6 protein-coding genes are annotated in these 22,166 nt (G+C 70.7%); 5 read left to right on the top strand and 1 reads right to left on the bottom strand.

Going from position 1 to position 22,166, the window contains the following annotated elements; genetic code table 11:
- Positions 1-17 precede the first annotated feature (17 nt).
- The 3 genes from CKW28_RS22920 to CKW28_RS22910 all read left to right on the top strand — a co-directional run bounded on the left by CKW28_RS22920 (position 18) and on the right by CKW28_RS22910 (position 19,007).
- The gene (locus CKW28_RS22920) at positions 18-10,343 is read left to right on the top strand and encodes a non-ribosomal peptide synthetase (protein WP_095176484.1); all 10,326 of its coding nucleotides are present in this window, start codon (positions 18-20) and stop codon (positions 10,341-10,343) included.
- Positions 10,340-18,067: a non-ribosomal peptide synthetase gene (locus CKW28_RS22915; RefSeq protein ID WP_095176483.1), complete on the top strand. Its 7,728-nt coding sequence runs from the start codon at positions 10,340-10,342 to the stop codon at positions 18,065-18,067. Before CKW28_RS22920 ends, CKW28_RS22915 begins: the two co-directional genes overlap by 4 nt.
- Before the next feature lie 97 nt (positions 18,068-18,164).
- Positions 18,165-19,007: a GAP family protein gene (locus CKW28_RS22910; RefSeq protein ID WP_040546196.1), complete on the top strand. Its 843-nt coding sequence runs from the start codon at positions 18,165-18,167 to the stop codon at positions 19,005-19,007.
- A 7-nt stretch (positions 19,008-19,014) separates the two neighbouring features.
- Here CKW28_RS22910 and CKW28_RS22905 read toward each other — a convergent pair whose 3' ends face one another.
- Complete coding sequence (locus CKW28_RS22905) at positions 19,015-20,484, bottom strand: amidase (protein WP_003924297.1); 1,470 nt, start codon at positions 20,482-20,484, stop codon at positions 19,015-19,017.
- 130 nt (positions 20,485-20,614) lie between these two features.
- Here CKW28_RS22905 and CKW28_RS22900 point away from each other — a divergent pair, with 130 nt between their 5' ends.
- On the top strand, positions 20,615-21,025 hold the full coding sequence (locus CKW28_RS22900) for a YciI family protein (protein ID WP_003924296.1): 411 nt from the start codon (positions 20,615-20,617) through the stop codon (positions 21,023-21,025).
- Positions 21,025-22,164, top strand: a complete 1,140-nt coding sequence (locus tag CKW28_RS22895; protein WP_040546204.1) for an RNA polymerase sigma factor — start codon at positions 21,025-21,027, stop codon at positions 22,162-22,164. Before CKW28_RS22900 ends, CKW28_RS22895 begins: the two co-directional genes overlap by 1 nt.
- Positions 22,165-22,166 lie beyond the last annotated feature (2 nt).

Raw genomic sequence — 22,166 nt, 5'->3', positions numbered from 1 at the left:
TCTGAGGAAGATGGTCAATGGAACCTGTCGATGAAGCGTTACCGCTGACCCGGGGCCAGCTGGACATCTGGCTGTCGCAGGAAAGCGGACTCGCGGGGGCCGAATGGCAGCTCGGCCTGCTGGGCCGGATCGACGGCACGGTTCACCGAGACCTTCTTCAACAGGCGATCCGGATCGCACTGCAGGAAGCCGAACCCGCCCGGGCCTCCTTCTTCGAAGCGGACGGCCGGGTGCTGCAGAAGCCGCTCGACTACGCGGATCTGGAGCTTCCGTTCTACGACTTCACCGCTGAGGACGATCCGGAACAGAAGGTCCGGGACGTCGCGTCGGCCATGCAACACACGCTGATGCCGCTGACCGGCCGGCTGATCAGGTTCGCGCTGTTCCGCACCCGGACCGATCAGTACTACCTGTTCGGCCTGTGCCACCACATCGCGGTGGACGGGCTGGGGATGGCGCTGGTGAGCCGGCGGATCGCGTCGGTCTACACGGCGTTGGTGTCCGGGAAGCCGATCGGGCCGGCCTATTTCGGGACATTGCGCGATCTGCTGGACTACGAGACGTCCTATGAGGCCTCACCGGAATTCCGGGAGGACAAGGCGTACTGGCTCGACCATCTGCCGTCCGACGACGGACTCGATCTCGCCCTGCCGCCCGCGGACGCTCAGCGCCGCGGCTATGAACCGTCCGCGTCGGTCCCGCTGGATCCGGCCGTCGTCGGTGACATCAAGGTGCTGGCCCGGAACCTGCGGGTGCGCCGGTATGCGATCACCACCGCGGCCTGCGCGCTGATGGTCAGATCCTGGGCGGGCAACGGCGAACAGGTGGCGCTGGACTTCCCGGTCTCCCGCCGGGTGGACGCGGGATCGAAGACCCTGCCGGCGATGCTCGCCGGTGTGGTGCCGCTGGTGCTGAACGCCGCGCCCGACCTCACCGTCGCGGACTTCTGCCGACAGGTCGACATCCGGATCCGGGAACTGCTGCAGCACCAACGTTTCCCGGTGCACACGCTCGGACCGGACGCGGGCTCCGGGGACTGGCGATCGCGGCGACCGGTCTCCAACCGGGTCGCGGTCAACTTCATCCCGTCCCGGCTCACCCTCGATCTCGCCGGTGCCCCACTGACCGCGTCGTACACCAACCACGGTCCGATGGGGCATTTCGGCCTGTTCTTCATCGGTGCCGGCGACGAACTGTTCCTGAGCACCGCCGGCGCCGGACAACCCTTCGCCGGTTTCGAGGTCGCCGAGCTCGCCGCGCATCTGCAGCATGTGGTGTCGGCGATGGCGGCCGACCCGGACCGGCGGCTGTCCTCGATCGAGCTGATCGCCGACCCCGGCCGGTCCGACCTGGCGGTGCTGGGCAACCACCGGGTGCTCGACACGCCGCCGCCTGACCAGGTCGCGATCACCGACATGTTCGCGGCCCGGGTGGCCGATGCCCCGGATGCGCCGGCGGTCAGCGGAAACGGTCTGCGCATGACCTACCGCGAACTGGACGAGGCGGCCAACCGGGTGGCGCACCTGCTGGTGTCGCGCGGAGTCGGTCCCGGAGATCGGGTGGCGCTCGTCGCGGAACGATCCAGCCGGGCTGTCATCGGCATTCTCGCTGTCCTCAAGGCCCGGGCGGCGTATCTGCCGATCGACCCCGCCGTGCCCGCCGCGCGGTTGGAGTTCATCCTGCGGGACGCCGCCCCGGCTGCCGCCCTGACCACCGCGGATCTGCGGTCGCGGCTGGACGGTCAGGTCGGGGAGGTCATCGACCTCGACGATTCGGCGATCGCCGAACAACCGGCCACCGCGCTGCCCGGGCCGGCATACGACGACACCGCCTACGTCATCTACACCTCGGGCACCACCGGAAACCCGAAGGGAGTGGCGGTCACCCACCACAACGTCACCCAGTTGATGGCGCCCCTGGACGCCGGGCTGCCCTATCCGGGTGTCTGGCCGCTGTGCCATTCCCTCGCGTTCGACGTCTCGGTGTGGGAGATCTGGGGAGCACTGCTGCGCGGCGGCCGGCTGGTCGTGGTACCCGAGTCGGTGACCGGCTCACCGGAGGACTTTCACCGGGTCCTGGTGGACGAAGGGGTCACGGTTCTCACCCAGACACCGTCTGCGGTGGCGATGCTCTCGCCCGAGGGGCTGGAGAATGCGGCGCTGGCCGTCGTCGGCGAGGCCTGCCCCGCCGCGGTGGTGGACCGGTGGGCGCCCGGGCGGGTGATGATCAACGCCTACGGCCCGACCGAGACCACGATGTGCGTGGCGATCAGTGCGCCGCTCACCCCCGGATCCGGGGCGGTGCCGATCGGCACCCCGGTGCCGCGGGCGGCGCTGTTCGTGCTCGACTCCTGGATGCGACCGGTCCCCGCTGGGGTGATCGGCGAACTCTACGTCGCCGGTGACGGGGTGGCGGTCGGGTATGTGGGGCGGTCGGAGTTGACCGCGTCGCGGTTCGTGGCGTGTCCGTTCGGGCCACCGGGCAGCCGGATGTACCGCACCGGGGATCTGGTGCGCTGGGGCGCCGACGGGCAGTTGCAGTATCTGGGCCGCGCCGACGAGCAGGTCAAGATCCGCGGCTACCGCATCGAACTCGGCGAAGTGCAGACCGCGCTGACAGCGGTCGACGGCGTCGAGAACGCGGTCGTCATCGCGCGTGAGGACCGGCCGGGGGACAAACGGCTGGTCGGCTACATCACCGGCACCGCCGACCCGGTCCAGGCCCGCGCCCAACTGGCCGACCGGCTGCCGCCCTACATGGTGCCGGCGGCGATCGTGGTGCTCGAATCGATTCCGCTCACCTCCAACAACAAGCTCGACGTCCGCGCGCTGCCGGCGCCGGAATACCGGGCGACGGGCGCCGAATACCGCGCGCCGGGCACACCGCTCGAAGGTCTGCTGGCCGGGATCTTCGCCGAGGTGCTGGGGGTGGAGCGGGTCGGGGTGGACGACTCGTTCTTCGATCTGGGCGGTGACAGCATCCTGTCGATGCAGGTGGTGGCCCGCGCCCGGGCGGCGGGGGTGCAGTGCCGGCCCCGCGACATCTTCGTCGAACAGACCGTCGCGCGACTGGCGTCGGTGGTCAAGGTCAGCGGTGGGGAGCCGGAGACCGTCGACGACGGTACCGGTGCGGTGGTGGCCACCCCGATCATGCGCTGGCTGCGCGGCGTCGACGGTCCGACCGATCAGTTCAACCAGACCGTGGTGCTGCAGGCCCCGCCCGGAACCGACACCGCCGCGGCCGAGGCCGATGTGGTGGCGGTGCTGCAGGCGCTGATCGACCGGCACCCCACCCTGCGGATGCGCGCCGAGGGGACGACCGCCGGGGACGGTCTGCTCGTGCCCGCGGCCGGTGCCGTGACGGCCCGGGACTGTCTGCACACCGTCGACACCCTGACCGATGAGGTGTTGATCGCCGCGCGGTCGAGGTTGAATCCCGCGGCCGGGGTCATGCTCAGCGCGGTGTGGGCCCGCGGCAGCGGTCAGCTGGTGCTGATGATCCACCACCTGGCGGTCGACGGGGTGTCCTGGCGGATCCTGGTGGAGGACCTCAACATCGCCTGGGCCCAGCACCGCACCGGTCAACCGATCGACCTGCCGGCCGGAGGTACGTCCTTCGCGCGTTGGTCCACCCTGCTGGCCGAACACGCCCGCACACCCGAGGTGACCGCACACGTCGACACCTGGCGGCACCTTGTGATGACACCGGCCGCGCTACCGGCCGTCCGCCCCGAGAGCGACACCTACGCGACGGCGGGACGCCTCACCGCAGCACTGGATGCCGACACCACGCGTCAGTTGCTGGGGGCGGTGCCGGCGGCGTTCCACGCCGGGGTGCAGGACATCCTGTTGATCGCGTTCGGGCTGGCCTGGGCGGAGTTCCTCGGCGCTTGTGACAGCCCGATCGGGATCGACGTCGAGGGCCACGGCCGGGCCGAGGAATTGGCGGCAGGTGTCGATCTGTCCCGCACGGTCGGGTGGTTCACCACCAAATACCCGGTGGCGCTGACCATTCCGAAGTTGTCGTGGGAGCAGGTGCGCACCGGTGGGGACGCGTTGGGGGCGGCGGTCAAGGCCGCCAAGGAACAACTGCGCAGCGTTCCTGACGGAATCACCTACGGGTTGTTGCGCCATCTGAACCCCGACGTCGAGTTGGGGGGTGCCGAACCCGCCATCGGGTTCAACTACCTGGGCCGGCTCGCCGCCGGAGCCGGCGACCTGCCCGACGAACTGTGGCGCATCGACCCGAGCGGTCTGCCGATCACCGAAGCGGCGTCGAAAATCCCGATGCCCCTGGCGCATACCGTCGAGGTGAATGCCGGAACCCTGGATGCCGGCCCCGACGGTCCGGTGTTGCAGGCGACCTGGACGTGGGCGCCGTCGCTGGTCGACGAGGCGCAGATCGCCCGGTTGAGCCGGTTGTGGTTCGAGGCGCTGGGCGGTGTCTGCGCGCATGTGCGCAGCGGCGGTGGTGGGCTCACCCCGTCCGACATCGCGCCGGCCCGGCTCACCCAGCAGCAGATCGATGAGCTGGCCGACCGCCACGACATCGCCGACATCCTGCCGCTCACCCCGCTGCAGCAGGGGCTGCTCTTCCAGACCGCGTTCGCCGCGGAAGCCGACCTTCCGGCCGCAGACATCTATGCGGTGCAGCTGATGATCACCATCGCCGGCGAACTGGACGCCGGCCGCCTGCGCGACGCGGTGCACGCGGTGGTCGCCCGGCATCCGAACCTGGCCGCGCGGTTCTGCACCGACCACGATCACCCGGTGCAGATCATCCCCACCGACCCGGTCATCGCCTGGCAGCAGGTCGAACTCGACGACAGCGCGGACTTCGAGCAGTGGTGCGCGGCGGAACGCGCCGCGGTGTGCACGCTCGGCGACCAGCCGGTGTTCCGTGCCGCACTGGTCCACACCGGCGGCCACGGCACCGGGGCGAACGAGCACCGGTTCGTGTTGACGGTGCACCACATCGTGATCGACGGGTGGTCGTTGCCGATCCTGCTGCAGGAGATCTTCGCCGGCTATTTCGGTCAGCGGTTGCCGGCGCCGGCCCGGTTCCGCGACTTCGTCACCTGGCTGGCCGCGCAGGACCGCGACGCCGCCCGTGCCGCGTGGCGGGAACTGCTCGACGGTTTCGACACCCCCACCCTGATCGCCCCACCGGGCCAGGCCGGACCACGTGCGACCGCGTCCTTCCGGTTGCCCGGACAGCTCACCGGCGCGCTGACCGACCTGGCGCGTGCGCAGCGCACCACGGTCAGCACCGTGCTCCAGGCCGCGTGGGCGCACCTGCTGATGGCGATGACCGGTCAGCGCGACGTCGTGTTCGGCACCGCGGTGTCCGGACGGCCCGCGGACCTGCCCGGCGCGGACCGCATCGTGGGGCTGCTGATCAACACGATCCCGGTGCGGGCCCGGATCGGCGCCGACACCACCGTGGCCGATCTGCTGGCCCAGCTGCAGCACGCCCACAACGACATCGTCGAGCACGAGCACCTGGCGCTCAACGAGATCCACCGGGCGGCCGGTCAGGACCGGCTGTTCGACACGCTGCTCGTCTACGAGAACTATCCGGTCGATGCGGCGGCGCTGGCCGGGGCGCAAGGCCTTGCGGTCACCGATTTCCAGAGCCGCGAATACAACCACTATCCGCTGTCGGTGGTCGCAATGCCCGGGGACGAGCTCGGACTGCGCATCGAATACGACACCGAGGTGTTCGACACCGCGGATGTCGAGGCACTGGTCGGCCGGCTGCGGCGGGTGCTGACCGCGATGACCACCGATCCGGCCCAGCGGACGGCCGCCGTCGACCTGCTCGACAGCGAAGAGCGGAACCGGCTGTCCGACTGGGGCAACAGCTCCGTGCTGGACCGCCCCGAACCGGACGTGGCCACCATTCCGGACCTGTTCGCCGCCCAGGCGGCGCGCACCCCGGACGCGGTCGCGATGAGCTGCGGTGACCGGGCGTGGACCTACCGTCAGCTCGACGAGCATGCGAACCGGCTGGCACGGGTGCTGGCCGCCCGCGGCGCCCGCCCCGGCGAGCGGGTGGCGTTGCTGCTGCCCCGCACCGGTGAGGCGGTCACCGCGATCCTGGCGGTCCTCAAGACCGGTGCGGCGTACCTGCCGCTGGACCCGGCACATCCCGACGCCCGGATCGAGTTCGTGCTCGGCGACGCCGCGCCGATCGTCGCGGTGACCACCGCCGAGCTCGGCGCGCGGCTGCACAGATCCGGGGTGCCGGTCATCCACATCGACGACCCGGCGGCGCCCGGACAGGCCGGCGCCACCACCGGACCGGCCCCGGCGCCGGACGACATCGCCTACATCATCTACACCTCGGGAACCACCGGGGTGCCCAAAGGTGTTGCGGTCACGCACCGCAACGTCGCCGCCCTGCTGTCCGCCCTGGACGCCGAACTGGCGTCCGGACAGGTGTGGACCCAGTGCCATTCGCTGGCCTTCGACTTCTCGGTGTGGGAGATCTGGGGCCCGCTGCTGTACGGCGGACGGGTGGTGATCGTGCCCGATCCGGTGGTGCGGTCCCCGGAGGATCTGCACGCCCTGCTGGCCGCCGAGCAGGTCGGCATGCTCAGCCAGACGCCGTCGGCGTTCTATGCGTTGCAGACGGCCGACTCGCTGCAGCCCGAGCAGGCGCGGCAGCTGCAGCTGCAGACCGTGGTCTTCGGCGGTGAAGCGCTGGAGCCGCAACGCCTGTCGGCCTGGATGCGGAACCATCCGGAACGGCCGCGGCTGATCAACATGTACGGCATCACCGAGACCACGGTGCACGCCTCGTTCCGGGAGATCGGCGCCGCCGACCTCGACGACAACACCAGCCCGATCGGCCGGCCGCTGCCGCATCTGGCGTTCTTCGTGCTGGACGGTTGGCTGCGCCCGGTGCCACCCGGGGTGGTCGGCGAACTCTACGTGGCCGGAGCGGGTCTGGCCACCGGATACGTGAGCCGCTCCGATCTGACCTCGACCCGGTTCGTGGCCTGCCCGTTCGGGCCGCCCGGAACCCGGATGTACCGCACCGGCGATCTGGTGCGCTGGGACACCGGCGGGGAACTGCACTACATCGGCCGGGCGGACGAGCAGGTCAAGATCCGCGGCTACCGCATCGAACTCGGTGAGATCCAGGCCGCGCTGGCCGATCTGGACGGTGTGCAGCAGGCCGCGGTGATCGCCCGCGAGGACCGGCCGGGCGACAAACGGCTGGTCGGCTACATCACCGGCACCGCCGACCCGGATCAGGCCCGCGCCCGACTCGCCGACCGGTTGCCCGCCTACATGGTGCCGACCGCGGTGGTGGTGCTCGACGCCCTGCCGTTGACGGTCAACGGCAAACTCGACACCCGGGCGCTACCGGCGCCGGAATACCAGGACGCCGAACAGTACCGGGCGCCGACCCACGCCGTCGAGGAGGTCCTGGCCGGCATCTACGCCGAGGTGCTCGGTATCGACAAGGTCGGGGTCGACGACTCGTTCTTCGACCTCGGCGGCGACTCGATCTCGTCGATGCAGGTGGTGGCCCGCGCCCGGGCGGCAGGGCTGACCATCCGGCCCCGCGACATCTTCGTCGAACGCACCGTCGCCCGGCTGGCCCAGGTCGCGGTGCCCACCGGCGCCGATGCCGCGGTCGACGACGCGGGGACCGGACCGGTGGTCGCCACTCCGATCATGCGCTGGCTGTACGACACCCGGGGCCCGATCGATCAGTTCAACCAGACCGTCGTGCTGCGGGCGCCCGCCGGGGTGACCGAGGCCGACGTCGTCGAGATCCTGCAGGCCGTGCTGGACCGGCACGCGATGCTGCGGCTGCGCGCCGCGGACGTCGAGAACCTGACGGTGCCCGAATCCGGAGCCGTCACCGCCCGCGGATGCCTGCGAACCGTGCACCGGTTGTCCGGGGACGAACTGCGCTCCGCACGCGCCGAACTGGATCCCGCCGCCGGAACGATGGTGCGCGCCCTGTGGGCGCCGGACACCCGCCGGCTGGCCCTGATCGTCCACCACCTCGCCGTCGATGCCGTGTCCTGGCGAATCCTGGTCGAGGACATCAACATCGCCTGGGGACAGCGGCACACCGGACAGCCGATCGACCTGCCCGCCGGCGGCACCTCGTTCGCCCGCTGGTCGACCCTGCTCGCCGAGTACGCCGACACCCCCGAGGTGGTGGCCCAGGCCGGCGTGTGGCAACAGGTGGCGGCGGTGCCCGCGGCGCTGCCCGCGCCGGACCCGACGGCCGACACCTACGCGACCGCCGGACAGTTGTCGATGACGGTGGACGCCGACACCACCGGTCAGTTGCTGGGCGCGGTGCCGGCGGCGTTCCACGCCGGGGTGCAGGACATCCTGTTGATCGCGTTCGCGCTGGCCTGGGCGGAGTTCCTCGATACGCCGGGCAGTCCGATCGGCATCGACGTGGAAGGACACGGCCGGACCGAAGACATCGGCTCGCACCCGGACGCCGAGGTCGACCTGTCCCGCACCGTCGGCTGGTTCACCACCAAACACCCGGTGGCGCTGACCGTCGGTGGACTGTCCTGGCAACAGGTCGTCGCCGGGGACGCCGCCCTCGGTCCGGTGATCAAGGCCGCCAAGGAGCAGCTCCGCGCCCTGCCCGACGGTATCGGCTACGGGTTGCTGCGCTACCTGAATCCGCACGTGCAGCTGCCGGATCCGGACCCGGCGATCGCCTTCAACTATCTGGGACGGCTGGGGGCCGGTGGCGCCGGCCTGTCCGAGGAGCTGTGGCGCATCGATTCCGACGCGGTGGCGGTCACCGCGGCCGCCGCGGCGACGGACACCCCGCTGGGCCACGCCGTCGAACTCAATGCCGGCATCCTCGACGCCGACGACGGGTCCGGCGGGCAGCGGCTGCACGCGACCTGGACCTGGGCCCGGTCGGTGCTGAGCGAGGACCAGATCAGCCGGGTCAGCCGGCTGTGGGCCGACGCCCTGACCGGCATCTGCCACCATGTGCGGCGCGGCGGTGGCGGACTGACGCCGTCGGACATCGCGCCGGCCCGGCTCACCCAGCAGGAACTGGACGAACTGACCCGCCGCGAGCCGGTGGCCGATGTGCTGCCGCTGACCCCGCTGCAGCAGGGTCTGTTGTTCCACGCCGGCGCCGCACCGGACAACCACGACCTCTACGCGGTGCAACTGGACCTCACCGTGCGTGGACCGCTGGACCCGGACCGGCTGCGCGACGCGGTGCGACGGGTGATCCGCAGACGGCCCAACGTGGTGGCCCGGTTCCACGACCAGTTCGCTGAACCGGTGCAGGTGCTTCCGGCCGACCCCGAACCGGTCTGGCGCTACGTCGACATGACCGCGCCGAACGTCGACGGGGAGGCGCCCGCCGAGGGGATCGAACAGCTCAGCGCCGCCGAACGGGCCGCGGTGTGCGATCTCACCAACTCCCCGACACTGCGGACCCTGCTGATCCGCACCGCCGCCGACGAGCACCGGCTGGTGCTGACCAACCACCACATCGTGCTGGACGGCTGGTCGAAACCCCTTCTGCTGCAGGAGATCTTCTCCGCATACTTCGGTGAGCGACTGCCCGCACCGGTGCCCTACCGCCGGTTCGTCAGCTGGCTGGCCGAACAGGACCACGACGCCGCCCGCGCGGCTTGGCGTGAGGTGTTCGCCGGGTTCCAGGCCCCCACCCTGGTGGGGCCGCCCGGCCGGCTGCCCGGACGGCGCGACGTCGCCTCGTTCCGGATCCCGGCCGAAACCACCCGGGCGCTGGGGGAATTGGCGCGCACCTGTCACACCACGGTCAGCACCGTGCTGCAGGCCGCGTGGGCGCAGGTGGTGATGTGGCTGACCGGACAGACCGACGTCGCCTTCGGCACCGCGGTGTCCGGCCGGCCACCCGGACTGGCCGGGGCGGAGTCGATGGTGGGCCTGCTGATCAACACCGTCCCGGTGCGGGCCACCATCACCCCGACGACCACCGTCGCGGGCATTCTCGAACAACTGCAGAACAACTTCGCGCACACGGTGGACCACCAGCACCTGGCGCTCACCGAGATCCACCGTGCCACCGGCCACGATCAGTTGTTCGACACGATGTTCGTGTTCGAGAACTATCCGATCGACGCGGCCGCCCTGCTGGGCGTGCAGGACCTGTCCATCACCGACTTCAGCAACCGCGAATTCAACCACTACCCGCTCTCGGTGCAGGCTGTGCCGGGCCATGAACTGGGTCTGCGAGTCGAATTCGACACCACCGTGTTCGACGCGGCGCGCATCAGACGACTGGTCGACCGAATGCGACGGGTACTGGTGGCCATGACCGCAGACACGAGGGAGAAGTCATGACTGCCGAACCCACCACCCGGACGCTGTTGTCATTCGACCTCCTCGACGACGATGAGCACGATCAACTCGATGAGTGGAGCAACCGCGCGGTCCTGACCGACCCCGGTCCCGCCCCGGTCACCATCCCGACACTGTTCGAGGAACAGGTGATCCGCGCACCGCAGGCCGTCGCCCTGGTCTTCGAGGACCGGTCGTGGACCTACCGCGAGCTGAACGAGGCGGCGAACCGGCAGGCCAACCGGCTGATCGCGTACGGAGCCGGGCCGGGCGAGTCGGTGGCACTGCTCATTCCGCGGTCGGCCGAGGCGATCATCGCCATCCTCGCCGTGCTGAAAACCGGTGCGGCGTACCTGCCCATCGACCCGGCACACCCCGACGCGCGGATCGGGTTCATGCTCGCCGACGCCGCCCCGGTCGCCGCGCTGACCACCGCGGCCCTGCGGTCGCGGTTCGACGGTCACGACATCCCCGTCCTCGATGTGGCCGACCCCGCGCTCGCGGTTCAGCCGGTCACCGCGCCGTCCGGCCCGCGACCCGACGATCTGGCGTACCTGACCTACACGTCCGGCACCACCGGGCGGCCCAAGGCGGTGGCGGTCACCCACCACAACGTCACCCAACTGGTGGCCGGGCTGCACGCCGACCTGCCCGCCGGGCCGGGACAGGTGTGGTCGCAATGGCATTCGCTGGTCTTCGATGTCTCGGTGTGGGAGATCTGGGGTGCGCTCCTGCACGGCGGCCGGCTGGTCGTGGTCCCGGAGTCGGTCGGCACCTCCCCGGAGGATTTCCGGCACCTGCTGATCACCGAGAAGGTCGGCGTGCTGTGCCAGACCCCGTCCGCCGCCGGGATGTTGTCCCCCGAGGGACTGGACGCCACCACGCTGGTGGTGGCCGGTGAGGCCTGCCCGACCGACCTGGTGGACCGGTGGGCGCCCGGGCGGGTGATGATCAACGCCTACGGCCCGACCGAGGCGACCGTGTACGCGGCCATGAGCGGGCCGCTGCAACCAGGTACCCCGGTGGTGCCGATCGGCACCCCGGTGCCGCGGGCGGCGCTGTTCGTGCTCGATCAAGGGTTGCGGCCCGCTCCGGAAGGCGTTGTCGGCGAGCTGTACATCGCCGGTGACGGGGTGGCGGTCGGGTATGTGGGGCGGTCGGAGTTGACCGCGTCGCGGTTCGTGGCGTGTCCGTTCGGGCCGCCGGGCAGCCGGATGTACCGCACCGGCGATCTGGTGCGCTGGGGCGCCGACGGGCAGTTGCAGTATCTGGGCCGCGCCGACGAGCAGGTCAAGATCCGCGGCTACCGCATCGAACTCGGTGAGATCCAGGCGGCGCTGGCGCGTCTGGACGGGGTGGACCAGGCCGCGGTCATCGCGCGTGAGGACCGGCCGGGGGACAAACGGCTGGTCGGCTACATCACCGGCACCGCCGACCCGGTCCAGGCCCGCGCCCAACTGGCCGACCGGCTGCCGCCCTACATGGTTCCGGCGGCGATCGTCATGCTCGACGCCCTGCCGCTCACCGTCAACGGCAAGCTGGACACCCGCGCGCTGCCGGCGCCGGAATACCGCAGTGCCGCCGCGGATTACCGCCCCCCGTCCACGCCCACCGAGAAGATCCTGGCCGGGATCTTCGCCGAGGTGCTGGGGGTGGAGCGGGTCGGGGTGGACGACTCGTTCTTCGATCTGGGCGGTGACAGCATCCTGTCGATGCAGGTGGTGGCCCGCGCCCGGGCGGCGGGGGTGCAGTGCCGGCCCCGCGACATCTTCGTCCACCAGACCGTCGGCGCGGTGGCCGAGGTCGCGGAGAACGTCGCGGAGAACACCGACGGGCAGGCCGATGTCGCGGATGACGGTACCGGTGCGGTGGTGGCCACCCCGATCATGCGCTGGCTGCGCGGCGTCGACGGTCCGACCGATCAGTTCAACCAGACCGTGGTGCTGCAGGCCCCGCCTGGAACCGACACCGCCGCGGCCGAGGCCGATGTGGTGGCGGTGCTGCAGGCGCTGATCGACCGGCACCCCACCCTGCGGATGCGCGCCGAGGGGATGACCGCCGGGGACGGGACGGACGACTGGTCCCTGTTCATCCCCGAACCCGGCGCGACATCGGCGCGCGAGGTGATGCACACCGTCGACACCCTGACCGATGAGGTGTTGATCGCCGCGCGGTCGAGGTTGAATCCCGCGGCCGGGGTCATGCTCAGCGCGGTGTGGGCTCGCGGCAGCGGTCAGCTGGTGCTGATGATCCACCACCTGGCGGTCGACGGGGTGTCCTGGCGGATCCTGGTGGAGGACCTCAACATCGCCTGGGCCCAGCACCGCACCGGTCAACCGATCGACCTGCCCGCGAACGGCACCTCGTTCGCCCGCTGGTCGGCGCTGCTGGCCGACCATGCCCGTGCCCCGGAGGTGGTCGAACACGTCGAGGCCTGGCAGCGGGTGATCGCCGCCCCGTCGGCGCTGCCGGCGATCCGGCCCGAGCGGGACACCTACGCCACCGCCGGACAGTTGTCGGTCTCGCTGGATGCCGACACCACGCGTCAGTTGCTGGGGGCGGTGCCGGCGGCGTTTCACGCCGGGGTGCAGGACATCCTGTTGATCGCGTTCGGGCTGGCCTGGGCGGAGTTCCTCGGCGCTTGTGACAGCCCGATCGGGATCGACGTCGAGGGCCACGGCCGGGCCGAGGAATTGGCGGCAGGTGTCGATCTGTCCCGCACGGTCGGGTGGTTCACCACCAAATACCCGGTGGCGCTGACCATTCCGAAGTTGTCGTGGGAGCAGGTGCGCACCGGTGGGGACGCGTTGGGGGCGGCGGTCAAGGCCGCCAAGGAACAACTGCGCAGCGTTCCTGACGGAATCACCTACGGGTTGTTGCGCCATCTGAACCCCGACGTCGAGTTGGGGGGTGCCGAACCCGCCATCGGGTTCAACTACCTGGGCCGGCTCGCCGCCGGAGCCGGCGACCTGCCCGACGAACTGTGGCGCATCGACACCGACGCCCTGGAGTTGACCGGGGTCGCCTCCCGGGTGCGGATGCCGCTGATGCACACCGTCGAGGTGAATGCCGGAACCCTGGATGCCGGCCCCGACGGTCCGGTGTTGCAGGCGACCTGGACGTGGGCGCCGTCGCTGGTCGACGAGGCGCAGATCGCCCGGTTGAGCCGGTTGTGGTTCGAGGCGCTGGGCGGTGTCTGCGCGCATGTGCGCAGCGGCGGTGGTGGGCTCACCCCGTCCGACATCGCGCCGGCCCGGCTCACCCAGCAGCAGATCGATGAGCTGGCCGACCGCCACGACATCGCCGACATCCTGCCGCTCACCCCGGTTCAGCAGGGGCTGCTCTTCCACTCTGCGGTCACCAGGACCACCGCGGACGACATCTACGCCGTGCAACTCGACCTGACCATCGCCGGCGTCGTCGACCAGCACCGCCTGCGCGACGCGGTGCACGCGGTGGTCGCCCGGCATCCGAACCTGGCCGCGCGGTTCTGCACCGACCACGATCACCCGGTGCAGATCATCCCCACCGAACCGGTGGCGGCGTGGCGCTACCTCGATCTGCGCGGCGACGATCAGAACCCCGAACACGAGGTGCAGCAGCTGTGCGCCGCCGAGCGGGCGGCCGTGCGGGACCTCACCGAACGGCCCACCTTCCGGGCGGCATTGATCCGCACCGGGGCGACCGAGCACCGGTTCGTGTTGACGGTGCACCACATCGTGATCGACGGGTGGTCGTTGCCGATCCTGCTGCAGGAGATCTTCGCCGGCTATTTCGGTCAGCGGTTGCCGGCGCCGGCCCGGTTCCGCGACTTCGTCACCTGGCTGGCCGCGCAGGACCGCGACGCCGCCCGTGCCGCGTGGCGGGAACTGCTCGACGGTTTCGACACCCCCACCCTGATCGCCCCACCGGGCCAGGCCGGGCCGCGGGGCAGCGCATCGTATCGGATCGACACCGAAACCACCGCGGCCATAGGTGAACTCGCCCGAACTCAGCGCACCACGGTCAACACCGTGCTCCAGGCCGCGTGGGCGCACCTGCTGATGGCGATGACCGGTCAGCGCGACGTCGTGTTCGGCACCGCGGTGTCCGGACGGCCCGCGGACCTGCCCGGCGCGGACCGCATCGTGGGGCTGCTGATCAACACGATCCCGGTGCGGGCCCGGATCGGCGCCGACACCACCGTGGCCGATCTGCTGGCCCAGCTGCAGCACGCCCACAACGACACCCTCGAGCACGAACACCTGGCCCTCACCGAGATCCACCACCTCGCCGGGCACGACCAGCTGTTCGACACGCTGTTCCTCTACGAGAGCTACCCGATCGACACCGGTGCGTTCTCCGGGGCGCAGGAGCTGGCGGTCACCGGCTTCACCAACCGCGAGTTCAACCACTATCCACTGTCGGTGATGGCGCTGCCCGGACACGAGCTCGGACTGCGCATCGAATACGACACCGAGGTGTTCGACACCGCCGCGATCGACGCCCTGGCCGACCGGTTCCGGCGGGTGCTGGAATCGATGGTCGGCGATCCGGCCCGGCGACTGTCGGCGATCGAGGTGCTCGACGCCGCTGAACGCGAACAACTCGACGCCTGGTCGAACCGCGCGGTGTTGGCCGACAGCCCTGCGCTGGAATCGATTCCGGAGGTGTTCGCCCGGCAGGTGGCCCGCGATCCGGGAGCCGTGGCGGTCACCTTCGAGGGCCGGTCGATGACCTACGGCGAACTGGACGACGCGGCCACCGAACTGGCCAACCTGCTGGCCGTCTACGGCGCCGGCCCGGGAGAGTCGGTGGCACTGTTGATGCCGCGGTCCGCCGACGCGATCGTGGCGATCCTGGCCGTGCTCAAGACCGGCGCGGCCTACCTGCCGATCGACCCGGCGGTGCCGGCCGCCCGGCTGGAATTCATGCTGTCGGACGCCGAACCGATCGTCGCCCTCACCACCGTGGAACTCGGGACCCGGTTCAACGGAACCGGGGTGCCGATCATCGAGGTCGACGATCCGGCGCCGCCGATGTATCCCAGCAGCACCCTGCTGCCTCCGGCGCCCGACGACATCGCCTACCTGATCTACACCTCCGGCACCACCGGGGTGCCCAAGGGCGTGGCGATCACCCACGCCAACGTCACCCGGGTGCTGCACACCCTGCCCGCCGATCTACCCGCTGGGCCGGGAAAGGTGTGGTCACAATGGCATTCGCTGGTGTTCGACGTCTCGGTCTGGGAGATCTGGGGCGCCCTGCTGCACGGCGGCCGACTGGTGATCGTGCCGGAATCGATCACCGGATCCCCCGACGACCTGCACGACCTGCTGGTGGCCGAACACGTCGACGTGGTGTATCAGACCCCGTCCGCGGCGGGCATGCTGTCCCAGCGGGGACTGGACTCGACCGCACTGGTCGTCGCCGGTGAGGCCTGCCCGACCGACCTGGTGGACCGGTGGGCGCCCGGGCGGGTGATGATCAACGCCTACGGGCCCACCGAGGCCACCATCTACGCCGCCATCAGCGCACCCCTGACCGCCGGGGCGGCGGTCGCCCCGATCGGCACACCGGTACCCACCGGTGCGGCGTTCGTCCTCGACGAATGGCTCCGGCCGGTCCCGCCCGGTGTCGTCGGCGAGCTGTACCTGGCCGGCCACGGCATCGGCGTCGGGTACATCGGGCGCGCCGAGCTGACCGGGACCCGGTTCGTGGCGTGTCCGTTCGGGCCGCCGGGCAGCCGGATGTACCGCACCGGGGATCTGGTGCGCTGGGGCGCCGACGGGCAGCTGCAGTATCTGGGCCGCGCCGACGAGCAGGTCAAGATCCGCGGCTACCGCATCGAACTCGGTGAGATCCAGGCTGCGCTGGCCGATCTGGACGGTGTGCAGCAGGCCGCGGTGATCGCCCGTGAGGACCGGCCGGGGGACAAACGGCTGGTCGGCTACATCACCGGCACCGCCGACCCGGATCAGGCCCGCGCCCGGCTCGCCGACCGGTTGCCCGCCTACATGGTTCCGGCCGCGGTGGTGGTGCTGGACCGGATCCCGTTGACGGTCAACGGCAAACTCGACCGGCGCGCTCTGCCGGCGCCGGAGTATCAGCGGGCGGACCGGTACCGGGCGCCGGAGACGGCGGTCGAGAAGACCCTCACCGAGATCTTCGCGCACGTGCTCGGGCTGGAACGGGTCGGCGTCGATGACTCGTTCTTCGACCTCGGCGGCGACTCGATCTCCGCGATGCGGGCCGTCGCGGCGATCAACACCGCGCTGGACACCGATGTCGCGGTGCGCACCCTGTTCGAGGCGCCGACGGTCCGCCGACTGAGCAGACAGCTGGAGGGCGGGGCCGACACCGCACCGCAGGGCGCGGATCTCGGCGCGGTCACCTACGAATCCGTGCACGGTGCCACCGCGACCGAGGTCAGGGCCGCAGACCTCACCCTGGACAGGTTCATCGACGCCGCCACCCTGCGGACCGCGGCGGACCTGCCCCGCCCGACCGGGCAGGTGCAGACCGTGCTGCTCACCGGGGCCACCGGGTTCCTCGGCCGCTACCTGCTGCTGGAATGGCTGCGCAGACTGCGCCGGGTGGACGACACCGTGATCTGCCTGGTGCGGGGGAGATCCGATGCCGATGCGCGGCAGCGGCTCGAGGCGGTCTTCGACACCGACCCGGCGCTGCGGCGGCACTTCCGCGAGCTGGCCGCCGAGCGGCTGCAGGTGATCGCCGGCGACAAGGGGCAGCCCAACCTCGGTCTGGACGTGCAGACCTGGCGGCGACTGGCCGAACGGGTCGATTTGATCGTCGACTCCGCGGCCTTCGTCAACAGTGTGCTGCCGTATCGGGAACTGTTCGGCCCCAACGTTGTCGGTACCGCCGAGTTGATCCGGTTCGCGTTGACCGCCAAACTCAAGCCGTACAACTTCGTGTCGACCTCCGATATCGGCCGGCAGATCGAACCGGACCTGTTCACCGAGGACGCCGACATCCGCACGATCAGCCCCACCCGCACGGTCGACGCCAGTTACGCCAACGGCTACGGCAACAGCAAGTGGGCCGGTGAGGTGCTGCTCCGGGAGGCCCACGATCTGTGCGGGCTGCCGGTGGCGGTGTTCCGGTCCGGGATGATCCTGGTCGATCCCACCTATGCGGGCCAGCTCAACGTGACCGACACCGTCAGCCGGATGGTGCTGAGCATCGTCGCCACCGGGGTGGCGCCCAAGTCGTTCTACCGGCTCGGCGACGACGGCAGCCGGCAGCGGGCCCATTTCGACGGGCTCCCGGTCGATTTCGTCGCCGAGGCGGTCGCCACGCTCGGATGGCAGATCGCCCGGACGGCGACCGGATCGCCGGCCGGCGACTTCCGGACCTATCACGTGATGAACCCGCACGACGACGGCATCGGGATCGACGAGTACGTGGACTGGCTCATCGAGGCGGGCCACCCGATCGAGCGGATCGACGATTTCGGCGAATGGCTGCGGCGGTTCGAGGCCGGCCTGCACGCCCTTCCGGAGCGGCAACGCCAGCATTCGGTGCTGCAGATGCTGACCCTGCTGCGCCAACAGGGAGGCGAACCGCAGCCCCCGGAGCCGCGGCACGGCTCCGACGCCCCGGCCGACCGGTTCGAGGCCGCCGTGAAGAGGGCCGGCATCAACGGCGGGCAGGGCATTCCACATGTCACACCGGAGGTGATCGTCCGGTACGTCACCGATCTGCGACAGCTCGGGCTGCTGTAGGACGACGACCCGGTGGCGGCAGAGCGCTTGTGACACGACGGAACACGAGGAATCACGTGGGATCGCGACGAACAGGGATCGGTCATGTGGAGTGACCATGTGGAGTGACGTTGTCGGGCTGGCACTGTTCGTGTCGCTCAACCCGATGCTGCTCGCGTTGATCCTGCTGATGATCTCGCGGCCCCGGCCGATACCGAACCTGGTCGCGTTCTGGATCGGCTGCCTGATCGTCAACATCCCGGTCTGGCTGGTGCCGCTGATGCTGCTGCACCTGGTGCCGTCCTTCGAGGCGGTGGCCCGGGATCTGGCGACCCCGTCCGAACAGACCGGGATCCAACCACTGCAGTTGGGCACCGGCGTGTTCTGCCTGCTGGTCGCCACCTGGATCGGGGTGCGGTTGCTGCGCCGGCGGCGGGTGCCCGAACCGGCGCCGGCCGTCGCCGGTGGTGCCGGTTCGACGCTGGTGCTCGACCCCGACGCCCCGGGCGCCGCCGCCGGGAACGACACCGCGGGCGCCGGCGCCGGGGCCGACCAACCCGCGCCGGGCGGCCTGCGCGGCGGGTACCGGAATGCCAAGGCGGCCGTCGGGCGGCTGGTCGGCCGGGCCCGGCAGGCATGGGAGAACGGCGCCGTGTGGGTGTCGATGGTGTTCGGTCTGGCCTATGTGCCGCCGCCCCCGCTGGTGCTGTTGGTGAACACCATCATCGTGGCGTCCGGTGCGCCGATCGGCACCCAGGTGGCGGCGGTGCTGGTCTTCATCATCGTGATGCTGGCGGTGTTCGAGATCGCGCTGCTGGGCTACGTGTTCGTGCCCAGCCGCACCGAGGCGATCCTGCAGCCGATCCACAACTGGGCGCGCGACCACCGCAGTCAGGTGTTGTTGATCCTGTTCGCGGTCGTCGGGACGTGGCAGGTGGTGACCGCCTCCGGGCTGCTCTGAGACCCGCTCAGAGCGGCGGCACCCGGTCGGCCCACGGCATCGCCTCTTCGAGCTGGGCGGCCAACCGGATCAACGTCTGCTCACCGGCCAGCGGTGCGACGAATTGCACACCGAGCGGCAACCCGTCGGCGGTCCAGTGCAGCGGCAGCGAGATCGCCGGCCGCCCGGTCAGATTCGCCAACTGGGTGTAGGGCACCCAGGCCAGGTTCTGCTCCACCGCGTCGTCGACGAACTTGGTGAATCGCAGCAACCCGGCGGTGCGGGTCTTGATCAGCACGTCCGATGCGCGTTCCAGCGCCGCCGGGAGGTCGAACTGCCCGATCCGCGGCGGGGGAGTGGCCAGCGTCGGGGTGAGCAGCAGATCGTGGGTCTCGAAGAATTCGGTGAGCCGGCGGGTGTGGGCATGCCGGCGATGCACGGCGTCGAGATAGTCGACGCTGCCGGTAGCCCGGCCGAGTGCGGCCAGGATCAGGGTGTCCCGTTCGAACGCATCGTCCCCGGCGCCGGTCCGGCGCTTGGTGTCGGCGAGCTCCCACGCGGTGTAGACGAACCATGTCAGCAGGAAATCGCGGGCCAGCGCCGCGTCGTCGAACGGGGCCTGCGGCAGTTCCTCGACCTGATGGCCCAATTCGGTCAACGTGCGCACGGTGGCCTCTACCGCGGCGAACGCGTCCGGGTGGGGCTGTGGGTTGATCGCCGTCGGCACCCGCACCCCGATCCGCAGCCGGCCCGGATCCGCGCCCACACACGAGGCGAACGACGACGGCGGGACGGCCGGCGCATAGGGGCCCCACGGCTCCCCGCCGGCCAGCACATCGAGCATCGCCGCCGTGTCCCGCACCGACCGGGACACCACCCCCTCCACGGCCGCGCCGTGCATGGACTCACCCACCGCCGGTCCGGTGGGGACGAGTCCCCGCCCGGGCTTCAACCCGACCAGCCCGCAGCACGCCGCCGGAATGCGGATCGAGCCGCCGCCGTCACTCGCCCCGGCGCACGGCACGATGCCCGCCGCGACGGCGGCCGCCGACCCGCCGGAGGACCCGCCCGGACTGTGCCGCAGATTCCACGGATTGCGGGTCGGGCCCCAGACCTCCGGTTCGGTGATGCCCTTCGCCCCGAACTCGGGGGTGTTGGTCTTGCCGAAGATCACCAGACCGGCGTCCAGCCAGCGCCGCACCACGCCGGCATGTTCGGTGGCGGGCGTCGACATCAGCGCCCGCGAGCCGGCCGACGTGGGAAGACCGGCGTAGTCCTGCGACAGATCCTTGATCAGGAACGGCACCCCGGCGAACGGACCGGACAGCTCGGTGGGCAACGCCGGGGGCACCTCCCGCACGATCGCGTTGATCCGCGGGTTCACCGCGGCCGCCCGGTCCCGGGCCAGGGTGAGCAACTCCTCAGGCGTCACCTCTTTGTCGGCGATGAGTGTGGCCAGGCCGGTCGCGTCGTGGCTGCGGTACTCGTCGAAATTCACCGTTAGACCGTAAGCAATCGCAAGCGGTTGCGGGCGCCTGCGGTCACGGTCGAGGATGTCGAGAACGGCGTGACGGCTCCGTCCCATGGATGAGCGACCGATCGGGTCGCCACACCGAAGGGAGAATCCGATGGCGAAGTACCTGCTGCTCAAGCACTACCGCGGGGCGCCGGCGGCCGTCAACGACGCGCCGATGGACCGGTGGACACCAGCCGAGATCGAGGCGCACATCAAGTACATGGCCGACTTCGCCGACCGGCTCAAGGAGACCGGCGAGTTCGTCGGCGAGAGCGCGCTGGCGCCCGAAGGCGCCTGGGTCCGCCACGACGGCGACGGCCGGCCGCCGGTGACCGACGGACCGTTCGCCGAGACCAAGGACCTCATCGCCGGGTTCATGATCATCGACGTCGACTCCTACGAACGCGCCGTCGAACTCGCCGGTGAGCTCTCCGCGGCCCCCGGCGCCGGCGGCAGACCGATCCATGAATGGCTCGAACTGCGGCCGTTCCTGACCACCGCGCCGACCATCGTCGACCAGTGATCGACGGGCGCCGGCTGCGCGAGCTGATCCCCGGCGTGCTGGGCACCCTCGTCCGCCGCGGCGCCGACTTCGCCTCCGCCGAGGACGCCGTCCAGGAGGCTCTGGTCAGAGCGCTCACCACCTGGGCCGGGAAGCCGCCGCGGGATCCGAAGGGCTGGCTGATCACCACCGCTTGGCGCTGCTTCGTGGACGCCACCCGGTCGGACGCCGCCCGTCGCCGCCGCGAGGAACTCATCGCGACACGACCGCCGCCCGGACCCGTCCCCGCCGTCGATGACACCCTGGCGCTGTACTTTCTCTGCGCGCATCCGCGCCTGAGCCCGGCGTCGGCCGTCGCGCTGACGTTGCGCGCCGTCGGCGGGCTGACCACCCGGCAGATCGCGCAGGCCTATCTGGTGCCGGAATCCACGATGGCGCAACGGATCAGCCGCGCCAAACACACCATTGCCGACGTGCAACCGGGTCGGCCCGGTGATCTGCGCACCGTGCTGCGCGTGCTCTATCTCGTCTTCAACGAGGGTTACACCGGCGAGGTCGACCTCGCCGAGGAGGCGATCCGGTTGGCCCGCCGGCTCGTCGCGGTCACCGACGATCCGGAGGTGGCCGGGCTGCTCGCGCTGTTCCTGCTGCACCACGCCCGCCGGCCCGCCCGCACCCGCGCGGACGGCAGCCTGGTGCCGCTGGCCGAGCAGGACCGATCGGTGTGGCGGCGGGATCTGATCGCCGAGGGGGTGGGCATCCTGCAGGCCGCGCTGGCCCGTGACCGGCTGGGCGAGTATCAGGCCCAGGCCGCGATCGCCGCGCTGCATGCCGATGCGCAGCGGGTGGAGGACACCGACTGGGTGCAGATCGTCGAGTGGTACGACGAGCTCGTGGCGCTCACCGGCAGCCCGGTGGTGCGGCTCAACCGTGCGGTGGCGGTCGGCGCCGCCGCCGGACCACGGGCGGGTCTGGCGGCGCTGGCCGAACTGGACCCCGAGTTGCCCCGGCACACCGCCGCGGCGGCCTACCTGCACGAACAGGCCGGTGACATCGCCACTGCGGCAGACCTTTACGCCGAAGCCGCCGCGAAGGCCGACAACCTGGCCGAACGCAACCATCTGACGCTGCGGGCGGCGACGCTCCGCCGGCGGATCTAGCG

Origin of the sequence: Mycolicibacterium thermoresistibile (assembly GCF_900187065.1) — a bacterium.
Taxonomy (GTDB): domain Bacteria; phylum Actinomycetota; class Actinomycetes; order Mycobacteriales; family Mycobacteriaceae; genus Mycobacterium; species Mycobacterium thermoresistibile.
This window is presented reverse-complemented; position numbering and strand designations above follow the sequence as displayed.

Coding starts and splice junctions, on each gene's coding strand:
- CKW28_RS22920 (WP_095176484.1), top strand. CDS start 18: ATGGAACCTGTCGATGAAGCGTTACCGCTGACCCGGGGCCAGCTGGAC.
- CKW28_RS22915 (WP_095176483.1), top strand. CDS start 10,340: ATGACTGCCGAACCCACCACCCGGACGCTGTTGTCATTCGACCTCCTC.
- CKW28_RS22910 (WP_040546196.1), top strand. CDS start 18,165: ATGTGGAGTGACGTTGTCGGGCTGGCACTGTTCGTGTCGCTCAACCCG.
- CKW28_RS22900 (WP_003924296.1), top strand. CDS start 20,615: ATGGCGAAGTACCTGCTGCTCAAGCACTACCGCGGGGCGCCGGCGGCC.